The organism is Ignatzschineria sp. F8392 (genome assembly GCF_002252045.1).
GTDB lineage: Bacteria > Pseudomonadota > Gammaproteobacteria > Cardiobacteriales > Wohlfahrtiimonadaceae > Ignatzschineria.
In genome coordinates, this window is record NZ_NEFF01000001.1 from 147,186 (window position 1) to 167,968 (window position 20,783).

Genomic DNA, 20,783 nt, shown 5'->3' on the forward strand with positions numbered 1-20,783 from the left:
TTATCAATAGAGATAAAGGTTCAAAACCATGATATTACATACAATATTAGCGGCTCTCGGGCCGATTGTTTTGGGTTTATTAGTCGGCTGGGGTTCTGGTAAGACCGGATTTGTGAAACGAGAGTATACTCAAGCTTTTGCGGATTTTGTTGTAAAGATTGCCCTTCCATTTGCCCTCTTTTTAGCGGCGATTCAATCCTCTCCAAAGGTTTTGTTGGATGTGGATTATATGCTCGCTTTAGCGGTGGGATTAGTGGTGACTTATGTTGTGGGCTTTGCTGCCGGGAAGCTCTTTTTTAAACATAACAAAAAAGATGCCGCAATGCAGGCACTCTGCGTCTCCTTTCCTGATATGGCGTACTGTGGGCCACCGGTTCTTCTTGCGACCGTTGGATCATCGGGTCTGATTGCAATGGTGATGGGAAATTTGATCTATACGGTCTTTATTATTCCTTTCACATTGATGATGATCAGTACAAATAGTAATAAAGGGGGCATGTTGAAGAGTATTTGGCATGCTGTATCACAACCGCTTGTTTTCCTTCCTATTTTAGGGGCAGTATTAGCGATTATGGGAGTTAAACTTCCGGAAATTGCACAAAATTCCGTTAATGAACTTGGTAAAACATCGGGTGGGGTAGCGCTCTTCTTCTTAGGCTTATTGATCTCCGGTATTAAGTTGCGTGCTAATGTGGAGATTATCTTCAACGTCTTTGTGAAAAACTTTGTTCAAGGGGCATTGATTTTAGGAACAGGGTTACTTCTCGGCTTAGAGGGGGAGTTATTAAAATCAGCTTTCTTAATCGGTGTATTGCCCACAGCAACAGCAGTACCGGCATTAGCGGTAGGCAATCAGGCGTATCAAGATACTTCTGCCGGGACGGTATTATTGAGTACGTTAATGGCATTAGTCTCTATTATCATTGGTGTAACCATTGTCGATCTTATTTAAAGAATCTGAAAAGCATCTGATTTTTCTGAGATTACGCCATATCCATATTTATTAGTTGAGTGAGCGATATCAGTTCATTAGTAAAACCCCAATATCATTTGAGATTGGGGTTTTATTTTGGATGATACCTAAATGGTACATGGATGGTATAGGGATAGTGAGATCTCTATATGGGATTGATAAGATGTTAATAGACGTTTAATAGATGTTTAATGATGTTTAATGTGTGACTAATAAGCTCTGATTATGATGATTAATAGTGCTGACGCTTATTAAGGTATAAAATAGAGCGAAGCCGATGTTGGTATCGACCCATATCGATTGTATATATCGATTGTATATTAGAAAGGAATAGAGAAAAGATTATGAGCAACATTGTAAAAGAAGTTTTTTATTTAGAGGGACATCCCCATATTACCCTCAATAATCTTCTGAAAATGACAGGAGTTGCCGAAACTGGTGGTCGGGCAAAATTGATGGTCAGTGATGGATTAGTGAGTGTCAACGGAGAGCTCGAACTGCGTAAGACAGCAAAAATATTGGCCGATAGCCATGTCACGGGAGAAGGTTTTGAGATTACCGTTCTTGCTGGGGATGGGGTCTAATTCGACGTGTTCAACACAATGAATAATTCGGATAAATGGTCCGAATAAATAATTTAGGTGGGTGAATCAACTAGATTAAAGGAGAAGAGGAGCCCTTATATAAGGCTCCTCTTTATCGTTTTATACAGATTATAGATTTGATGATTTTGTTTTTAAGGGCGCATCTAATAGTGCTTTAACATTAAGAATAATAAGTTCATTATCATCAGCGGTATTAGGAAGGCGACTGCTTGAAAATGGCAGATTATTATCATTTCCTACAATAATCTCTTCATCATTGACGATATCTACATTTTCAATTGTGAAGAAAGGGAAAACAAAGTGCCCATTACTGAGCGGTTTTCGCGAGAGATTATTCGGATCTTCGATCTCTAATAGATCGATATAGCCTATTTTATCAACCGCTCTATTTTGGTTATCTTTATTGAGTGCAATTTTATAGATACGCTTAAATTGCGGGAGATTCTCTTCTGGAAAACAGTTTACTCTCTCATCGTTTTTACAAACGAACTCTATAACGCCCTCTCCATTATCCCTTTCAATAACAAGCGCATATTGATCATCAATCATATTAAAATCACCGATTGATAAACCGGGTTTTTCGAGGGGGTAATACCAATAATTGCCACTCCATTCCTCTTTTACGACATCAAATTCTAAAATAATCAGATTATTACCATCGCTATCGACAAGAGCACCTTCTAAGAGAGGATAGAGTTTAGAGCCATCACGGCTCACTGCCATCCCCTCAAATCCTTTTGAGCGTAGAACTTCAAAATTAAGTTTTTGTTCGGGATTACCCGGAGTTGTTAAGCTGTAGTGATCTGGTGATCGTAATCGTTCTCCTTGAAAATAAGTCTCATAGAGCGCTACTATACGACCATCTGTTGTTGCTTGGATGAGATAGGGACCAAATTCATCACCTATCCAGAGATAACCGCCGGCAAATTGAAAGCTCTCTGGATCAAGGTCTGCTCCAGTTAGATAGCGCTTTTCGGTTGCTTCATTTTGAATACGGAAAGGAATTTTCTTATCTGGGTCATGTAAAAAGATAGTTTTTAATCGTTTAAACTCATTATTATCAAAATCAATATCATATTGGTTGAGGTAGAGCATAAAGTCGGGGGAGTTTTTGGCACTACCAGCTCCATTATCAGTTAATAGCCAATATGAGCCATCAGCCATTTTTTTGATTCCAGAATGACCTTGTATCGGTTGGCCTTTAAAGGGGAGTGAGACTCCCGTTGGGCGACCCATCGATTTTCCCTCAATTGAACCGACCACATCATTACGAAGATTTTGTGTGAACTTACCACTGATTTGAAGATCATTAGGTGCATCGTTAGGTGCAGGAATCATACTCTCTGCGGGAATATAGGCATGTGCCGTTAAAGTTGCCGGATATTTTTCACTTGCGAAAGAAGGAGCAGTTGTTGAGACAAGAAGTGACAGTAGAAGTGCGGCGATAGGTTTAATGTATGTTGAAGAGGGATATGTTGAAGAGGAAATTGTCATGAGAGACCCCTTTTTAAGTAGGTTGATAACAGGTTGAGTCTCTATCCTACAAACCCTTTTTAACAGGATAATTACAGAGAGTTGTTATTTATTACACAACTCTCTCTTTTTAATAGGCTTATCATATTCCCCTTTTGTAGGAGATTTGATAAGCCATATCAGGCCATATCAGCCATATTAGCCATATTAGCAATGGAATATTAATCTAATGAGATATAAATCTAATATAGATATAGATCTGATGAGGTATAGATCTATGCTGCTCGCAATTTTTTAACCATCTCTACAAGATATTGACGCACATCTAGTGCTGATGTCGCCTCTTGTTCGAAGGTGAAGCGGAAAAATGCCTCATCATGCGCCACAGTAAAACCATATTGATCCACTTCTACCATGCGGACAAGATCAGGTTTCGTTACAGTAGTTTGCGTATTGAGATAGAGTAGAAGGGCATCATGGTGATCGGCATTCATATGATCGATCATCTCCGATTCAGATTTTTCATCAAAGATTGTCGGTGCAAGAATAGTATCGTAGTCAACCCAATGAATCTCTCCAAATCCATTGATGTAGCGCGCTTTTTTAGGTTTTAAGAGATAGAACTGGAAGTTGTGAACTTTATGGTAACGACTACTTTCAGGATAGAAGCGCTCATAGCGCTTGGCAATTGCCGGGATCTCTTCTTCAGTCGCGGCTTTGACATCACCAAGAATGGTTAATCTCCAGCCTTTTTGAATATTATCTTGATCATCATTATGGAGGGTTAGAGAGGCTTTCGGGTTCTCTTTAACATTTTTAGTATGTTGAGCAATATCTGCAATTAAGAGAACGATCTCATTGCGCTCATTGAGACAGAAAGGAACGACAGAGCCAAGAGGATAGCCTTCAAGATCGAGTGTATCGCGCATAATGGTTGCCAATACTCCATTGAAGTTTGCAAGTAATTGTATGCGTGAGTCTCTTGCTGCATCTTGTTTGCTGTAAGTCTGTTTTAAGTTGTTTTTAGTGATCAATTCGGACATCTGTAAATCTCCTTAAGTATTGTTTGAGTGGGTGTTTAAGTTATTGGTTATGATTTTAGGGATCGATTCTGTTAGATTTTATAATCGTCCTAGTTTGAATTATATTTTGAAAGAAAGCGTTGAAAAGCTACTATCTTGAGGATCATTCAGCGTAATAAAATTGACCTTAAAGACCTCCTCTAGCTTCTTCGATTGCCACAATTGAGTGGGTGTATGCTCTCCGACGATCTCGCCCCCTTTGAGGAGTATTAAGCGATCGGAGACTTGCAGCGCATGGTTGAGATCATGCATTACGCAGATAATGGTAAGTCCCATTTGAGTCAGTTTTTTGAAATAACGTAACAGTTGCTGTTGATGATAGAGGTCGAGATGGTTAAAAGGTTCATCAAGAAGCATCACTTTCTCTCTTAACGTGAGATTATTTTGTGTCTTTGTAAAAAGCGTCTGTATCAGAACTCTTGCGATCTGGACGCGATGTTGCTCGCCGCCGGATAGACGTTGATAGGGCTGCTCAATTATTTTTTCAAGTTCTAAGGTCGTTACAAGATCCTTTAATAGTGGCTCAACATCAGGATGTTGTGCTTCTACCTGATGAGGCATTAATCCCATCAATATAATGGCGCGTGCATTGAGTGCAAAGGGGATATGCTCTGTTTGCGGGAGAACAGATCGTTTTGTTGAGAGCTCGCTGACAGAATATTGTGATAATGGCACTCCATTAAAGAGGATATTGCCACTTGTTGGCTCAGCATCTCCTGCTAGAAGAGTTAAAAGTGTGGTTTTTCCTGCGCCATTAGGACCGATCAAAGCGGTAAACCCTCCTTGAAGAATGGTGAGCTGCGGAATATTGATCAAGACTCGGCTCTGATATTTTAAGGTTACCCCATTTAATGTAAACATCTAGCCTCTCCCTTGTCGATAGACGAGATAAGCTAAGAAGGGAGCACCGATAAAGGCGGTCAAGATTCCAATGGGCACTTCGCTATTGCCGGCAATCGTACGCGAGAAGCTATCGGCAATGATGAGGAGAATTCCGCCAAAGAGATAGGAGAAGGGTAAAACGAAGCGGTTGTCAGCACCAAAGACCATACGAATTAGATGAGGAATTAAGAGGCCAATAAAGCCAATTCCACCAGAGAAAGCAACAGCCGTTCCGGTAATAATCGCAACACCCCAAATCTGCTCTCGCTTTAAGCGCTCCACGTTTATACCGAGATGTTTAGCCTCTCGCTCTCCTAATAACATTGCATTCATTGCTTTTGCTCGGCGCCATAGTAGTGGCAAAATAAGAAGTTGAATGACGGCAAGGATTGCGAGTTTTTCATAGTTGAAACTACTTAAGCTTCCCATCGACCAGAAGGTTAAAGAGCGAAGCTCTGTCTCATCAGCAATAAAGGTTAAAAGTCCGATAAGCGCACCGGTAAATGCATTAATAGCAATACCGATGAGTAGCATTGAGCTGATGCTAATACCGCGCGTATTTCGTGAGAAGAGATAGAGTAGAGTTGTGATTAGCCATCCACCAATACAAGCCGCAACTGGAAGTGCGTAATCGCCGAGCTTTGCAAAGAGAGTCGGAATAAGGTGTGTTCCCACAACGATAGCTAAAGCGGCAAAGAGAGCAGCTCCACTTGAAACGCCAATGATTCCCGGTTCAACAAGTGGATTCCGAAAGAGACCTTGCATAATTGCGCCGGAGACCGCTAATGCACCCCCTACAAGTAAAGCAGCAAGAATGCGTGGAATACGGATATTCCAAACAATGTAGTACTCCATTGAATCTGATTGAAATAGGTTGCGCCAATCGAGCTCCATCGCCCCTTGACCTGCCGCGATGATTAGAATCAGTATCAAAGAGAGGAGTACAGCGGCAATAATAGGGCGCTGATATTGTTCAAAGAAAGCACTATTCATCGTTTATTGCTCCTGCAGGCACTCATTGATTGCCGTTAATAGCGCCTCTCCTTCGGAGAAGATATGAATGCCATAGACTAAGTAGTTACTCATATTGAGATCAAAGACACATTGTGGTTGGAGTGCTTGAGGCCAATGATCGATGCCCGTCATTCTTCGTTGAAAAGGGGGAATGCTCTTCTCTTTTCTCTCCTTTGTTGTCGGAGTAGAATCGAAATTACCGCGATGACCAATAAGGACTATATCGGGACGCTTCTGTAATTGGTTCTCTAAAGAGACCGCTCGGTAGTTATTAAAATCATCCCCAAAGAGATTTCTGATATTAAGGAGGTCGAGGAGCTTATCTGCAGAAGTTTTACCGCCCGAGATTTGTGGTGAACCTAATTGGGCTTCTTGTAGGATAAAAAAGGCACTTAAATCGGGTTGTTGCGCACTCATCTCTTTCAATTTTTTAGCATCATTGGCGACTTTTTCTTTCAATGCTTCACCTTTCTCTTCACTTCCTACTTTGGCGGCGATGGTGGTGATCGCATTGTGAATATCCTCGACATCCACCCATTCGGGAAATTGAATCATCTCTACACCAGATTGTTTGATCTGTTCAAGAACTGTTTGTGGACCTGAGTCGAAAGCGAGTAGTACGAGATCGGGATTTAACGCGAGAATTCCCTCAGAGGAGAGAGAGAGGCGGTAACCGATATCGGGAACTTTATTGAGAGAAGAGGAGGTATGGCTTGTTTTATCGATTCCAACAAGTGTTGATTCTGCATCAAGCGCCGTCACAATCTGTGTTAAGGGATTTGATGCTGAGACAATGCGTGATGCAATCTTATCTGCTGCGATGGCCTGTGTACTTAAAGTGGCAAGAAGCGTGGTGATGAGTAATTTTCGGAGCATATTAAACCTTTTTTGTAAACCTTTTCTGCTAGATCAAATTGTTGTTATAGAGATGTTAAAATTCATACTTCACCGAGAGGGCCGCATTGAATCCAGGATTGGTTGCACGGCGTAGATCGCTACTTTCTCGATTGACAAGGCGTTGACTCCATGAGCTATATTCTTTATTGAAAATATTGTAGAGACCGGCATTAATCGTGATATCGCGACGAGGTTTATATTCTGCAATAAGGTCGACGGTGGCATATCCCGGACCAGGCTGTGGAGGATCTTGTGGTAGGTCGTAAGGACTCGGTTCATTGAGATTGATATCTTTCGCTTTTTTACCTTTGACTGCTTTTAAACGGGCTCCGATATAGAGATTATCGAGATAGTTATAATCGATCCCGATAGTTGCTGTCAGCGGTTCGATATTATTAATCGGATTATTAGACCCTCGTTCCTTTCCTTTTGCATAGGCGAGGCTACCATTTAGACTAATGATGCCGTTACCATTTTGGATAGAGAAGAGATCGATATGCGCTTTTAACTCTAAGCCATAGATTTTGCTCTTATCAAGATTGATCGCTTGAAATACCCGATAGCCTGTGACAGGATCGGGGGCAACTTCTTGTCTTTCTTCAATAAAGTTTTTGTAATCGACATAAAATCCCGTTATAGAGAGTGACTGATGTTCATCGATATAATTCCATCCAAGTTCATAGGAGTGGCTCGACTCTGGTTTAAGGTTCGGGTTTGATTTGCTGATATAGCGGTGAGCAGGATTTCCAAAGCCGACATTGATAGCGCTAAAAGTTGGGGCTCGAAATCCCTCTGAATAGTTGAAAAATAGTGTGTTTTCCTCAGAAGGGTGCCACAGAAATGCTACTCTTTTAGAAAATTGGCTTTTACTCACAGAAACAGGCTCATCTCCACTAGGGTTCGCATCTTGATAAATGCCCCCTAACTTAGGAGAAAGTTTATAGTTGTCGTAACGGATCCCGGCAATGACCTCAAACTGTCCCTCATAGAGACTGATACGATCCTGTAAGAAGATTCCTAGCTCTTTGATTGTAGAGTCTGGGAAGCTCTTATTGGGGAAGGTTTCATTTTCATCTCTCATTCCGGTTGTGATATTAATGGTATTTCCATCTCTTTCTGTGGTAACTCTGTTATGACGATAGTTCATACCATAAGTTAAGTTATGGAAAACAGCATCACTTTGTGCAATGCCTTTGGTAAACTCTATTCCTAAACCATAAGTTTTATTATTGAAATCGCTATAACGAGTTCTATAGGTGGTTTTGCTTATAGGAGAGTATTTGTTTGCGGGGATAAAGCGCGTTTCATTATGATCTTGTTTTACTTTGCTATCTTGAAAATAGATATTCCAAAAACCACGATCAAATAGTGCTGTTTCTTGATTAAAATCGTGACGTAATGTTACTTGCTGACGTTTATTAACGTCTTTCGTATGCATATCTAGGTATGTTGTACCAAATGATACTGAGTTTATTTTTGAAAGAGGATCGGCATGGAGGCTCTCTTTAAAGTTCTCGTACGTTAAGCTAAAGCGATGATCAGCATTGGGCTCGAATACCCATTTTGTTAAGAAGTTATAGGTATCAGCTTCCGATTTATTAGGGTGAGTACGGTTTGGTCCGACTGTTTTTTCACTTGAGGATTTTCCGGCATGATTGCGCTCTTCATGAGGGTTTGTATATGTTAGGCGCGCAAATGCCGAGAGCTTATCATTAAAGCGACCGGCAACTGTTCCGGAGAGAAGCGTTTCTCTTGTTGCAGTACGATAGCCCGCCTTAACCTCACCGCCGAAATTGTTATCACTGCGGAGAAAATCACTTGGGTCTTTTGTCTGCATGAAAATTCCACCCGCAAGAGCGCTGCCCCCGTAGAGAGTGGACATCGGACCCTTGATAATATCGACACTCTTCATTGCATCGATATCGAAATAATCGCGACTTGTTGAGAGATAGCTCCCAAAGCGATAGGTCATTGGAAGAGGCGCACCATCGACAGAGATTAAGACGCGATCTTTACCAATTCCTCTAATGCGAATATCGCTAATTCCTCCCGATTTATTGAGATCAACCGTAACGCCAGGTTCATATGTCAGTAGTTGTGCTAAATTTGTCGCATTGAGGCGTTCGATATTTTGCGCGTCAAAATGGGCGATTGTTGCTGCACTTTCAGCAATTTCCAAATTCTCTTTAAGTGCCCCACTGACAATAACTTTTGAGAGTGTAAAGGAGGGATGTTGCTCAGCAAGATCGATACGATCAGCCGTTGTAGCTGTAGCTATTCCTTCCGCATTGAGCGTATTGTCGATTACCCACTCAGGTTCCGATGAGTTATATGATTGGGCATATAGTGGGGAGGAGAGAAGTAGGGTCGTTAAGATTGCAAACGGAGACTGTTTAAAATTCATGAGCGAAACTCTTATTATATGAAACAATATATCTTATAGGGTATTATCTCATTTGCTAATGAGATTCGTTATCAAATGAATATTATTAAGTTTCGCTACTGTTTGTCAATTGTTCTTATAAGAAATATTGATGAGAGAAGTGAGAAGAGGAGGGGAAATAGCAGGAATTTATGAGAAGTTCTTTTGTTAAATCCTGTGCTATCAAATTGTAATTACGAGAGCTTTTTTATTTTTATTGGGCTGGAGAAGGCGAGAGAGACGTGAGTAGGCGGATAAACTTTTAGTAGATATTAGTGTGTAATAAATGAGCAGTTTTATAGTGCCGTTTCACTTTTCATGATGAGGAGATTGAAGGGAAGGCATATGGAGCGGGGAAGGGATATTAGTGATGAAGAGCAAATGTAACTATAAGAAGATAAGAGATACGAAATAGGAGATAAGAGAAAGGGCCTTGAAGGCCCTGATAACTGATAACTGATAATAGTGGTAAGTGATCGATAATATTCGATAAATGTTTTTTCGGCGCTATTTAAAAGGGGGCTGATATTCAAAATCCTCACTTGCGCGACTATCTTCAAAGATAGGAAGAGCACTCTTTTTGGTAAATAGTTGGTTGATAAATTGATTTGGAAAGAGCGCAATAGTTGTGTTGAAGGTCTCAACATTGGCATTAAAAATACGGATACTTGCTGCCACATTCTTCTCAAGCTCACTGAGTTCTTGCATAAATTGCTGGTAGATCGTAGAGGCTTTTAATTCTGGGTAGTTTTCAGCAACCATATTGAGTTGAGAGAAGAGCGCTTTAGACTCATTGTTGATCGCTTTGAGCTGTTCGACACTACTATTTTCTGGGGAAATCTTCTTAAGGGATGCACGCAGGGCTGTAATATTTTGTAACACATCAGCCTCATGAATCTTATACTCTTCCACCATTTTTTCGAGATTGGGCAGCAATCTATTTTTCTGGAGTTGTTGTGTAATAACATCCGCCCAAGCGCGTTGAGTTGCGTTGTAGTAGGTGATGATACGATTATGAATCGTAATGATATAGATTATCAGGATAAGTGGAATAAGAAGTGTGATGATAAATGGAAGTGACATAGGGCACTACTCCTTAAGTTGTGTGAAATTGTGTAAGATAGGCCGTAATATCAGGTGCATAATATGTAACGTACAGGATGTACCTAATGGATTTTATCTTAATGAGTTTAGAATATTTTGAGTGAACGTTAATATTGCTGTCAATTGAGGAAGTGTCTGCTTCTCCTTTAGTTCCAGAATAAAGGCATCAATATTTGTAAGGTCATAGTTTTGTTCTGCTGTGATGATATCTGCATTATCAAAGGCGATAAGGAGTTGTTGATTAAGCTCTATATTGAGATTTTTAAACGCCTTACCTATTTTCAGTAACTGTTCGACCATTGTGGGCGTCAATATTTTTGCTGCAAAATGCTGTTCTGATGTTGTCAGTGAGAACGTTTTACGAAAAGAGATCGAGGCTGGCAGGTAATCACTTCTTTTGACCCTTAATTTTCGATCAGCACTGATTTGTAGCGTCGGTAGGGGCTGTTTCGTGAGCTTTGTGGGATCGAGTAAGAGTCCATAACGATGATAGTGATGATAGACTTTACGGTTTTTCGGTTTGCCCTCATTATCTTTCTCTTCAATGATCTCCTCATCAATATAGTGGAAATGGAAGTAGTAGAAGTCAATGGTAGGTTGATTGTGTGAATGCCCTTCGAGCGGCACTTCTCCTTTGAGAAGATCAGGAATATCACGACGATAATTACCACGATTAAACTCCCTAAATTGTTGTAATAACTGATCGATAGGGAGCGTCTCAGGTGCAATAGGAGCTATCTGATTATCGAAGAGAAGATCGCGCTGGAAGATCTTTTTTGAGAGCTGTTGTGGTAATTTCTCTCGGCGATAGAAGCGGATAGCAAGAATAATGCCGATAAAAAGGGCAAGCATGAGAAGGAAGAGGAAGAGACCTTCCCCTGTTTCTCGGTAGAGGTAGAAACCCGTTATCAAGAGGATGAGATCAGCGACAAAGTAGAGAAGATAATCTCGCCGATCAAATTGAAGGGGCGAGATCTTTCGCATTGACTCAACAATCTCTAATAGCTCTTCCGGCGATTGCACATTGTCGATGCGCTCAGATGCTTGCGTGATCTCTTGCCATAATAGATGGTTATGTCGGATCATTGGAAACATCTATTGTTTACCTCTTTTCAGTGGGCTGAAAAATCGTATAGCGAACACTATAATTGATTCTCTTCTCTCCATTTGCCGGCAGTGTGATATTCCAGATAGCACTCTCATTTTTTAAGATTGCCGGAGGCTGTTGGCTGATAAGCTCCCAATTGACCCCTTGTCCCGGAGAGAAATATTCTGTTAATGCAACATCCACCGCTTCCGCTTTACGATTATTGAGAGTGAGCTGATAGCTAACTTCCCACTCATCGGGATTAACAATACGATATTGTTGCTGTTCTCTGGTGAGAGTGACATCAAAAGCACTTCCCATATTGAGTGTGATCTTCTCTCCCGCGGCGCTATTGGTAAGATAATCTTCACCTAAAAAGATGGGCGTCTCTTCCCCCGCTTGATAGAGGCGAATAGTACCAGATGGAAGCGCAAACCCTAATTGATCAGCCTTCTTATTATCAAAGTGAAATGAGACAGTGGCATTTTGTGGAGAAGATTGCTCTAAAAGCCGTTGACTTGGGCTCATATTATCGAAATGGTAACGCTTTTGATAAGGAATTTGATCGGCGCTAAAGAGAGCAATTTGGGTCTGTTCTTGTTGTTGGAGCGTAAATTTTCCAGGAAGTAGGAAGCGTTGATAGTCGCTCACAGGTTGGGGAGCGATATTATCCTGTTGTGGACTACTTGCCGCTTTAACCATAAAGTTCTCACGATAGAGTGGAACTTGCGGGGTAAGGTGAAGATTGCCGGCAATGAGTGAGATTTCGCTACTGTTAAAATCGATGCCGCTCTGATTGTTAATGGTTGCCCATCCCTCTAAGCGAAACAACTTCTCCTTCTCATCAAGTTGTGCAATATAATCGCTACTCCAACTCACTCCTCGTGTGAGGTAATTGAGATTTGCTCGGTAAGGGGTGATCGTTTTAGGTAGATTCTCTAAGAGAAGAGAGAGTACCGGAGTGCGATTTAAACCTTTAGGAATCTCTTTAAAGGCGAGTCTTGCATCTGCTGGAAGGCCTGATTCGATGCGATCTTCATACTGAAGAAGGAGGCCCCCATTGTTAGAGAGAATAATCGCTTTTTCTCGGCGTTCTTTAGGTGATTGCCAGATCACTTCAACTTCTTTGCCAATAGAGTAATCGATCAATGTTGTCGGGGAGAGTAGATTGCGATTGAGTTTCTTCTCTATTACGAGCGGAAGCACCTCTTTCTCTTCTGATGAGGTTGATTCATCTTGGCGCGGATTAAATTTTAAGAGTAATGATTCTACAATTGCTTCTGGGGCAATATTGGGGAGAAGGAGCACCGGTTCTTTTTCAGATAATTGAAAGGTGCGATTTTCTGAGACTAACGCAATCCCTTCTTGGTAGATCGTCAGTTGTCGATCGATAAGATTCTGCTCTGAAGCTGATTCAGTAGCTAAAGAGAGAGGGCCGATCGGCAATAATAGGGTGAGAATCGTAGCTTGAAAGAGGGGAGATCGTTTCATTATCGAGATTCCTTTCTGTCCATTATTTTATTTAAGGGCTTTTATTTAGGGGCGTGCTACATAGATAGTGCTACAGATAATTATAGCGATTAATGGTTATTGGTAATAGGCCTATAGTAATAGATTTATAGTTAATCCTTCTGTTGCTCTATTCTATTTGCCATATTCTATTTTCTATTTCTGTCATATTGCTATTTCTATAATAGCAATAGCATCTATGGTCGGCCCCATTATTTATGGGGAGTTTAATAAGTTAGGAATAAGTGCTATTAAGCTTGATATTTCGATAGGGATTTCGTAAAATGCCGAGATCGTTTACCAGCGACCCCTAACGTTGATTTAGAGTCAGTATCGTGAGAGTGATCTCTCGCCGGTATTCTCGTTACCGGCGGTATGCATGCTGGTTTTAAATTTTTTTGTTAGTGATTATTTATTTTGGAGTTTTCGATGAAAACATTTAGTGCAAAGCCTGCTGAAGTAACCCGTGAATGGTTTTTAATTGATGCAGAAGGAAAAACCCTCGGCCGTTTAGCGAGCGAAGTTGCAACACGCTTACGTGGTAAGCATAAGCCTGAGTTCACACCTCACGTTGATACCGGTGATTACATTGTTATCGTAAACGCAGAGAAAGTCCGTGTAACAGGTAACAAGCTACAACAAAAAATTTATTATAAACATACCGGTTATGTTGGTCATTTAAGAGAGACTACTCTTGAGAAGATGTTGCAAACTAAACCTGCAAATGTTATTGAGTTTGCGGTCAAAGGCATGCTCCCTAAAAATGCATTAGGAAGAGAAATGCTTCGTAAATTAAAAGTATATGCAGGTCCTGAGCATGCTCATGCAGCACAGCAACCAAAAGTTTTAGACATCTAATTTTAAGAAGAGAGAATTAATTATGGCAGCTAACCAAAATTACGGTACTGGAAGACGTAAAAGATCACAAGCAAGAGTGTTTTTACGTAAAGGTACAGGCAGTATTATTGTTAACGATAAATCACTCGATGATTACTTCCCACGTGAAGTATCACGCATGGTAGTTCGTCAACCGCTTGAGCTTTTAGAAGTTACAGATCAATTTGATGTGATCGTAACTGTAAAAGGTGGTGGTTTGAGTGGTCAAGCCGGTGCAATTCGTCACGGCTTAACACGTGCACTCGTTGAGTATGATGAGGCGAATCGTGCGCCGTTACGTAAAGCAGGTTTCGTAACTCGTGACCCACGTAGCGTTGAGCGTAAGAAAATCGGTCTTCGTTCAGCACGTCGTGCAACTCAGTTCTCAAAACGTTAATTTTTATCGATATTTTGAGTATGATGAAAAATATCAAAGCCTTTCTTTTGAAAGGCTTTTCTTTTTGGAGAAAAGGTTCAATGAACCCTCACATGAGTCCTCATATATACCATACGAAAGATCATCCTATTAGAAATCGGCAGATCTCTAAAAATTCTTTACAGGTGATCAATCGGCTCAATAGCGCTGGCTTCAACGCTTATCTTGTTGGTGGTGGTGTGCGTGATCTTCTCTTGGGTCTATCCCCTAAAGATTTTGATATTGTGACAGATGCACATCCTAGTGAGATTCGTCGAGTATTTCGCAATAGTCGTATTATTGGACGTCGTTTTCGTCTGGTGCATGTTGTTTTTGGTCGAGAGATCATTGAAGTAGCCACTTTTCGCTCTAATGAAGCGAATGATCAATCGAAACATTATCAGACAAATCAGGAAGGGTTTGTAACACGAGATAATATTTACGGCACGATTGATGAAGATGCGCTTCGGCGAGACTTCACCATCAATGCGCTCTATTATGATGTTCGTAATCAGACCATTATCGATTATTGTAATGGATATCAAGATCTAAAGAGTAGGCGTTTATCATTGATCGGTGATCCGACAGAGCGATTCTTAGAGGATCCCGTCCGTATTTTGCGTGCGATTCGTTTTGAAGCAAAATTGGGATTAACGATCGATCCGGAACTGCTCCCCTTTATTGCAGAGCATCGTCATCTTCTTGCAACTGTTTCGCCAGCGAGAATGTATGATGAGGTTTTAAAGCTCTTTTTAACAGGACATGGTGAGCATTCTTACCATAGTATGATTGCGCATGAGCTCTTCGAGATCCTCTTTCCATTAACCTATAATGCGTTAGAGCGAGAAGGGTTTCCGGATCAGCATCTCCTCTTAAGATCACTGCAAAATTCAGATGAGCGTGCAGCTGCGGGATTAACGAGTTCCCCCTACTTTGTCTATGCCTCTCTGTTGTGGGCACCTTTTGTTGCAATTTATGAAAAAGAGATCGTAAAAGGCAAACGAAATAGTGATGCCTCTTCTAGCGCTATTGATGAAGTCTTTAAAGTACAGCATCAAATTACGGTTATTCCCCGTTATGTTCGGGAGTTTATTGAAGAGTTGTGGATATTTCAGTTCCGATTGCAAGCGAAAGTGATTCGTCAACCGAAACGTTTGATGGAACATCCCCGTTTTAAAGCCGCATATGATTTCTTACTTTTGCGTGCAGATGCGCAAGAGAGCGATGAAGTGATTGAAAAGGCTCAATATTGGGAGGCACAGTTTAAGGATTACGAACAGAGACTTCTTGCAAAAGAGCGGGAAGCGGCAAGAGAAGAGCGTCGAGAAGGCAAACGCGCTGTAGCAGCTGAGATTAAAACTCATCAGCAGAATGATGATGCTTCGACTGAGCCTAAAAAGCGTCGGCGCCGTCCCCGAAGAAGAAATCGGAGTAAAGAATCGCCGGCAAAATCATAAGATAATGATGGGGAAATAAATCAATAACTCCTCAAGATGGTTGAGAACTATCTAGAACACTCTCTTAAGTTGATCGAAAGATCGGCGTCGATAGTGTTTTAGGTAGTTTTTTTATGGGTAAAATTTTTTGATATTGATCACATTTTTAACAATCTGTTTTTATCTTTTGGGGGAATATCAAGGCATTACGATTTGAATAAAAGTGAATATATGTAAATAGATAATATGTTGTGTTATCGTTTTAGTAACTATTATTTTGGTAAGTTAATGGTAGTTGGTCATAATGTTAATGTTTTAATCATTTTTGATGCAGAATTTTCAATTTCCTCGGTTTAGTTCTATTGAAGAGATTCTAGGTGATTTATGGATAATGCAAAAAAGATTGGTTTAATTGCCTGTATCGGTATTGTTGCAGGAAATATGATGGGAAGTGGTATTGCGCTATTGCCGGCAAACTTAGCGAGTATCGGTTCGATAGCGATTACTGGTTGGATTGTCGCTTTGATTGGCGCACTCTCATTAGCGTATGTCTTTGCGAAGTTAGCAACGAAAGATCCTGAAGAGGGAGGTCCTATTGCCTATGCTAATGAGGTTAGTTCGGCTTTAGGATTTCAGACAGGGGCACTCTATTATCATGCCAACTGGATTGGGAATCTTGCCATTACAACAACAGCGGTCTCCTATCTCTCTGTATTTTACCCTATCCTCAATGAGGCGATTCCGGCAGGAATTCTCTCTCTTGCACTGATTTGGCTCTTCACCTTTATCAATCTGTTAGGGGGGCAGTGGATTGGTCGCTTAACCACTTTTGGTTTAGTTCTGATTCTTATTCCTGTTATTGGAACGGCAATATTTGGATGGCTCTGGTTTGATAAAGAGACCTATATTCACAACTGGAATGTCTCTCATGATACCGACTATCAGGCCGTTGTAAGTAGTACATTGCTCTGTTTGTGGGCTTTTGTGGGAATTGAATCTGCCTCTGTTAACTCAGCACTTGTTAAAAATCCTAAAAAGACAATTCCTTTAGCGACGATGATCGGTGCTTTTTTAGCGGGTATTGTCTATATCTTGGCAACTCAGGTTATCTCCGGTATGTATCCGGCGGCAGAGATGGCGGCCTCGGGGGCTCCTTTCTCAAAGACAGCATCAACGATGTTAGGTGAATGGGCAAGCCCTGTGGTTTCGATCTTTACGGTAATTGCTTGTTTAACATCGTTAGGCTCATGGATGATGTTAGTGGGGCAAGCGGGGGCTAGAGCGGCACATGATGGGAACTTCCCTAAAGTTTATGGTGAGATGGATAAAAATGGTATTCCGCGCAAAGGATTGATTCTAGCGGCAATTCAGATGTCTATCCTCCTGACCTTGGTGACATTGGCGAATGCTGAATCAGGTCGTGCTTCTACCATCTTTAAAGATCTTATCAATATCGCTGTTCTCTTAACGATGTTGCCTTACTTCTACTCCTGCTTAAATCTTATTCGAGTGGAAGGGATGAGTGCGAAGCGTCTCTTGAGTTTAACAGCTGCTATTTTTGGGAGTATTTTCTGTTTCATTGCGCTCTTAGGCTCAACGCCGATGCAACTCTCCGGCACCTTTATTGTGAGTTTAATTATCTTAATGTTCTATGCAAAGAAGTTAGGGCATCAGCGAGAAGTTGTTAATGACAATTAATAAATGAAATTAATAGATGCAACCAACAGATGTCATCAATAAATAGAGTCAATATATGAGATCAATAAGTTAGATTGGGTTTTAAAGTAGTGAGCGTGCAGCAGTCTGCTCAATCAACAATGATAGTCAAAAGGAGTCTATATGTATCAAATCGCACTATTAAATGATGTTCGCGAAGAGTTTAAGAGTCTACTATTCTCTAAGCTTGAGGCGAGTTTAACGGAGATGGGGTATAAGTTACTTCTTGTGGAGCAGGCAGAAGATCTTCTTCATCTCTTACAAAAAAATCCCCGTATTTTGGGTGTGATTTTTGATTGGGATAATCATCAGTTGCCACTCTGTGAGCAGATCGCCCATCTCAATGAGCAGTTGCCGCTCTTCACCTTTATCAATGATAAGGTGGCGATGGATCTCTCACTCTCTGATCTAAAAAATAATCTCTATTTTTATGATTATGTTCTCAATAATGCGACAGATAGCGCAATACGGATTGATCAGCGGGTTGAAGAGTATATTGAGCAAATTTTACCTCCCTTTACAAAGGCGCTCTTTAAGTATGTTGGGGCAGAGAAGTATACCTTCTGTACACCGGGTCATATGGGAGGGACGGCATTTGAGCAGAGTCCCGTAGGCTCACTCTTCTATGATTTTTATGGTGAGAATACTTTTCGCTCTGATATATCGATCTCCATGGGAGAGCTCGGTTCTCTACTAGATCATTCAGGGCCACATCGTGAGGCAGAGGAGTATATTGCCGAAACCTTCAATGCTGATCGAAGCTTTATTATTACCAATGGAACCTCGACGGCGAATAAAGTTGTGGGTATGTATGCTTGTCCGGAGGGGAGTACCATTATTGTGGATCGAAATTGTCATAAATCGATTACCCATTTAATGATGATGACTAATGTAACGCCGATCTATCTTAAGCCGACCCGTAATGCTTATGGAATCTTAGGGGGTATTCCTAAGAAGGAGTTTGCAAAAGCACATATTGAAGCGCTTGTGGCTGAAAGAGAGAATGGTTCTGCACCAGTGCATGCCATTATTACCAACTCAACCTACGATGGGCTCTTCTACGATACAGATTATATCAAGGAGCATTTGCCGGTTAATTCAATCCATTTCGATTCAGCATGGGTTCCTTATACCAATTTCCATCCTATCTATGAGGGTAAATCAGGGATGGGAGGCGAGCGTGTTGAAGGAAAGGTGATCTATGAGACGCAATCGACCCATAAATTATTAGCGGCATTTTCGCAAGCATCGATGATTCATGTAAAAGGGGAGATCAATGAGCGAACCTTTAATGAAGGATATATGATGCATACCACGACCTCACCGCTCTATAGTGTTGTCGCTTCATGTGAAGTCTCTGCGGCGATGATGCGTGGGCAAGCCGGACGAAATTTGATGACTCAAGCGATCAATCGAGCGATCGATTTCCGTAAGGAGATTGCAAGACTGAATCGTGAGTCGAGTGATTGGTTCTTTAATGTATGGCAACCTGAAAATATTGATGAATTAGCCTGTTGGCCACTCAATAGTGAAGATCGTTGGCATGGGTTTAATGAGATTGATGATAATTTTCTCTATCTCGATCCGATTAAGATCACTCTTACGACGCCAGGAATGGATGCATCAGGTACGCTTGATGAGTGGGGAATTCCAGCCTCTATTGTCTCTCAGTTTTTAGATGAGCATGGTATTGTGGTGGAAAAAACAGGTCCTTACTCTCTACTTTTCCTCTTTAGTATGGGAATTGATGAGACAAAAGCGATGACGCTTTTGAGAACATTGATGAAGTTTAAACACGCTTATGATCAGAATCTCAAAGTGAAAGAGGCGATGCCGGCACTCTATGCTATCGACCCACAATTCTATAGCGATCTTCGTCTGCAAGAGTTGGCTAAGGGTATTCACCATCTGATGAAAGAGCATCAGCTACCACAATTGATGTATAACGCCTTTGATAGCCTTCCTGAAATGGAGATGACTCCCCATGCCGCCTATCAGGCAGAGTTACGAGGGAAGGTTACAGAATGTAAGCTTTCAGAGTTAATGAATCAGGTTAGCGCTAATATGATTCTCCCTTACCCGCCGGGTGTTCCGCTTATTATGCCGGGTGAGAAGGTAACAGAAGAGACAAAACCGATTCTTGAGTTCTTAGAGATGCTCTGCGATATCGGCTCTCACTATCCTGGTTTTGAGACAGATATTCATGGTGTTTATCAAAATAGTGATGGTGAATATGTGGTCCGGATATTGGATCTATAAGGGGATCTTTCGCCGAATCTCGTAGGTTGAATAGACTCGATGGGCAGAATCGGTGAGTGAAATGATATAAGCATATAAGCATATAAGCATATTTGGGTGGGATACTTCTCTTGAAGAATCCCACTTTTTTATTGATTGAGTTAGGTTGAGTCAGATTGAATTAAATTGAATTCAATGAGATTGATTGACCGAGCTGAAGTTATTCGATTGAAGTTATCGAGTTAAATATAGTTGCTAGGATTTACCGTTTGCCCTTTAGTTCGAATCTCAAAGTAGAGAACGGTTCGACCATCAAAGCTATTCCCCATCGAAGCGATCTGTTGCCCTTTTTTCACCTTCATTCCCTCTTTAACATTGACAGAGGCAAGATATCCATAGGCAGAGTAGGTATCGGCATTATGTTTAATAATGATGAGCTGACCATAGCCTGAATTTCCTGTTCCGGCAAATACCACCTCTCCATTATGCGCAGCACGGACAGGTTGATTGAGTGTGCCGGCAATCTGTATCCCTTTTTGGCCAGGAAGATTGGGGTTATAGCTCTTCGTAATGGGGCCATCAGTCGGTTTTTGCCAACCACTGATACCGGTTGAGACTTTGTCTTTTGGGGCCGCCGGGGCTTTCGGGACAATAACGGTATTATCACGACGCGCAATTGCTTGTGGTGCGCTACTTCCTCTTTTCTCTCTTACTGCTGATCCTGCCTTACCGCTGACACGTAAGACCTGTCCTGTATGAATGAGATTGGGGTTGGAGATATTGTTCAATTTCTGCAGCTGCTGAAGTGACATATTATGTGCCCGCGCAATCTGGCTGAGAGAATCGCCGGGACGCACAGTATAACTACCCGATGAGCTACAAGCCTGGATAATGAGGAGTGCTGATAAGATAAATGTTACTCGTTTTAAGCGCATAATATTTACTTTCTATATTAAAAAACCCCAAAAAGAAGAAGATATCTTACCATCATTCCTCTTTGAGGGGTATCTCTATGATCTATTTTATAATCTACTATTGTGTTCGCTCGATTAGT

At 41.2% G+C, this 20,783-nt stretch carries 17 protein-coding genes; 7 read left to right on the forward strand and 10 right to left on the reverse strand.

Going from position 1 to position 20,783, the window contains the following annotated elements; translation table 11 throughout:
- Positions 1 to 28 precede the first annotated feature (28 nt).
- Together B9T19_RS00585 and B9T19_RS00590 are read left to right on the forward strand one after the other, a co-directional pair.
- A complete protein-coding gene (locus B9T19_RS00585) occupies positions 29 to 952 on the forward strand; it encodes an AEC family transporter (RefSeq protein ID WP_094566676.1) in 924 nt (307 codons plus the stop codon).
- Between the two features lie 365 nt (positions 953 to 1,317).
- Complete coding sequence (locus B9T19_RS00590) at positions 1,318 to 1,557, forward strand: RNA-binding S4 domain-containing protein (protein WP_094566677.1); 240 nt, start codon at positions 1,318 to 1,320, stop codon at positions 1,555 to 1,557.
- A 129-nt stretch (positions 1,558 to 1,686) separates the two neighbouring features.
- On the opposite strand, the gene B9T19_RS00595 is transcribed toward B9T19_RS00590, so the two are convergent.
- The 9 genes from B9T19_RS00595 to B9T19_RS00635 all read right to left on the reverse strand — a co-directional run bounded on the left by B9T19_RS00595 (position 1,687) and on the right by B9T19_RS00635 (position 13,030).
- A complete protein-coding gene (locus B9T19_RS00595) occupies positions 1,687 to 3,072 on the reverse strand; it encodes an esterase-like activity of phytase family protein (protein ID WP_094566678.1) in 1,386 nt (461 codons plus the stop codon).
- Positions 3,073 to 3,326: 254 nt separating this feature from the next.
- Positions 3,327 to 4,094, reverse strand: a complete 768-nt coding sequence (locus B9T19_RS00600) for a HugZ family protein (protein ID WP_094566679.1) — start codon at positions 4,092 to 4,094, stop codon at positions 3,327 to 3,329.
- Positions 4,095 to 4,193: 99 nt separating this feature from the next.
- A complete protein-coding gene (locus B9T19_RS00605; protein ID WP_094566680.1) occupies positions 4,194 to 4,994 on the reverse strand; it encodes an ATP-binding cassette domain-containing protein in 801 nt (266 codons plus the stop codon).
- Positions 4,995 to 6,008 (reverse strand): iron ABC transporter permease, encoded by a 1,014-nt coding sequence (locus B9T19_RS00610; protein ID WP_094566681.1) that lies wholly within the window; start codon positions 6,006 to 6,008, stop codon positions 4,995 to 4,997.
- A 3-nt stretch (positions 6,009 to 6,011) separates the two neighbouring features.
- Positions 6,012 to 6,905, reverse strand: coding sequence for a hemin ABC transporter substrate-binding protein (locus B9T19_RS00615; protein WP_094566682.1), 894 nt, complete (start codon positions 6,903 to 6,905; stop codon positions 6,012 to 6,014).
- Between the two features lie 55 nt (positions 6,906 to 6,960).
- Complete coding sequence (locus tag B9T19_RS00620; protein WP_094566683.1) at positions 6,961 to 9,330, reverse strand: TonB-dependent hemoglobin/transferrin/lactoferrin family receptor; 2,370 nt, start codon at positions 9,328 to 9,330, stop codon at positions 6,961 to 6,963.
- Positions 9,331 to 9,855: 525 nt separating this feature from the next.
- A complete protein-coding gene (locus B9T19_RS00625; protein ID WP_094566684.1) occupies positions 9,856 to 10,431 on the reverse strand; it encodes a LemA family protein in 576 nt (191 codons plus the stop codon).
- A gap of 93 nt (positions 10,432 to 10,524) precedes the next feature.
- The gene (locus B9T19_RS00630) at positions 10,525 to 11,547 is read right to left on the reverse strand and encodes a DUF3137 domain-containing protein (protein WP_094566685.1); all 1,023 of its coding nucleotides are present in this window, start codon (positions 11,545 to 11,547) and stop codon (positions 10,525 to 10,527) included.
- 7 nt (positions 11,548 to 11,554) lie between these two features.
- Entirely contained in the window at positions 11,555 to 13,030 is a 1,476-nt protein-coding gene (locus B9T19_RS00635) for a DUF4139 domain-containing protein (RefSeq protein ID WP_094566686.1), read from the reverse strand.
- 447 nt (positions 13,031 to 13,477) lie between these two features.
- Here B9T19_RS00635 and rplM point away from each other — a divergent pair, with 447 nt between their 5' ends.
- The 5 genes from rplM (at position 13,478) to B9T19_RS00660 (ending at position 19,750) form a co-directional block, all read left to right on the forward strand.
- Complete coding sequence (rplM, locus tag B9T19_RS00640) at positions 13,478 to 13,906, forward strand: 50S ribosomal protein L13 (protein ID WP_094566687.1); 429 nt, start codon at positions 13,478 to 13,480, stop codon at positions 13,904 to 13,906.
- Positions 13,907 to 13,928: 22 nt separating this feature from the next.
- Entirely contained in the window at positions 13,929 to 14,321 is a 393-nt protein-coding gene (gene rpsI / locus B9T19_RS00645; RefSeq protein ID WP_094566688.1) for a 30S ribosomal protein S9, read from the forward strand.
- Between the two features lie 92 nt (positions 14,322 to 14,413).
- A complete protein-coding gene (pcnB, locus tag B9T19_RS00650) occupies positions 14,414 to 15,796 on the forward strand; it encodes a polynucleotide adenylyltransferase PcnB (RefSeq protein ID WP_094567339.1) in 1,383 nt (460 codons plus the stop codon).
- Positions 15,797 to 16,159: 363 nt separating this feature from the next.
- Positions 16,160 to 17,473, forward strand: coding sequence for a cadaverine/lysine antiporter (cadB, locus tag B9T19_RS00655; protein WP_094566689.1), 1,314 nt, complete (start codon positions 16,160 to 16,162; stop codon positions 17,471 to 17,473).
- 141 nt (positions 17,474 to 17,614) lie between these two features.
- Complete coding sequence (locus tag B9T19_RS00660) at positions 17,615 to 19,750, forward strand: lysine decarboxylase LdcC (RefSeq protein ID WP_094566690.1); 2,136 nt, start codon at positions 17,615 to 17,617, stop codon at positions 19,748 to 19,750.
- A gap of 221 nt (positions 19,751 to 19,971) precedes the next feature.
- Here B9T19_RS00660 and B9T19_RS00665 read toward each other — a convergent pair whose 3' ends face one another.
- Complete coding sequence (locus B9T19_RS00665) at positions 19,972 to 20,664, reverse strand: peptidoglycan DD-metalloendopeptidase family protein (protein WP_094566691.1); 693 nt, start codon at positions 20,662 to 20,664, stop codon at positions 19,972 to 19,974.
- Positions 20,665 to 20,783 lie beyond the last annotated feature (119 nt).

Bases quoted from the DNA above. Each gene is read 5' to 3' on its own strand.
- B9T19_RS00585 (WP_094566676.1), top strand. From the start codon at position 29: ATGATATTACATACAATATTAGCGGCTCTCGGGCCGATTGTTTTGGGT.
- B9T19_RS00590 (WP_094566677.1), top strand. From the start codon at position 1,318: ATGAGCAACATTGTAAAAGAAGTTTTTTATTTAGAGGGACATCCCCAT.
- B9T19_RS00595 (WP_094566678.1), bottom strand. From the start codon at position 3,072: ATGACAATTTCCTCTTCAACATATCCCTCTTCAACATACATTAAACCT.
- B9T19_RS00600 (WP_094566679.1), bottom strand. From the start codon at position 4,094: ATGTCCGAATTGATCACTAAAAACAACTTAAAACAGACTTACAGCAAA.
- B9T19_RS00605 (WP_094566680.1), bottom strand. From the start codon at position 4,994: ATGTTTACATTAAATGGGGTAACCTTAAAATATCAGAGCCGAGTCTTG.
- B9T19_RS00610 (WP_094566681.1), bottom strand. From the start codon at position 6,008: ATGAATAGTGCTTTCTTTGAACAATATCAGCGCCCTATTATTGCCGCT.
- B9T19_RS00615 (WP_094566682.1), bottom strand. From the start codon at position 6,905: ATGCTCCGAAAATTACTCATCACCACGCTTCTTGCCACTTTAAGTACA.
- B9T19_RS00620 (WP_094566683.1), bottom strand. From the start codon at position 9,330: ATGAATTTTAAACAGTCTCCGTTTGCAATCTTAACGACCCTACTTCTC.
- B9T19_RS00625 (WP_094566684.1), bottom strand. From the start codon at position 10,431: ATGTCACTTCCATTTATCATCACACTTCTTATTCCACTTATCCTGATA.
- B9T19_RS00630 (WP_094566685.1), bottom strand. From the start codon at position 11,547: ATGTTTCCAATGATCCGACATAACCATCTATTATGGCAAGAGATCACG.
- B9T19_RS00635 (WP_094566686.1), bottom strand. From the start codon at position 13,030: ATGAAACGATCTCCCCTCTTTCAAGCTACGATTCTCACCCTATTATTG.
- rplM (WP_094566687.1), top strand. From the start codon at position 13,478: ATGAAAACATTTAGTGCAAAGCCTGCTGAAGTAACCCGTGAATGGTTT.
- rpsI (WP_094566688.1), top strand. From the start codon at position 13,929: ATGGCAGCTAACCAAAATTACGGTACTGGAAGACGTAAAAGATCACAA.
- pcnB (WP_094567339.1), top strand. From the start codon at position 14,414: ATGAGTCCTCATATATACCATACGAAAGATCATCCTATTAGAAATCGG.
- cadB (WP_094566689.1), top strand. From the start codon at position 16,160: ATGGATAATGCAAAAAAGATTGGTTTAATTGCCTGTATCGGTATTGTT.
- B9T19_RS00660 (WP_094566690.1), top strand. From the start codon at position 17,615: ATGTATCAAATCGCACTATTAAATGATGTTCGCGAAGAGTTTAAGAGT.
- B9T19_RS00665 (WP_094566691.1), bottom strand. From the start codon at position 20,664: ATGCGCTTAAAACGAGTAACATTTATCTTATCAGCACTCCTCATTATC.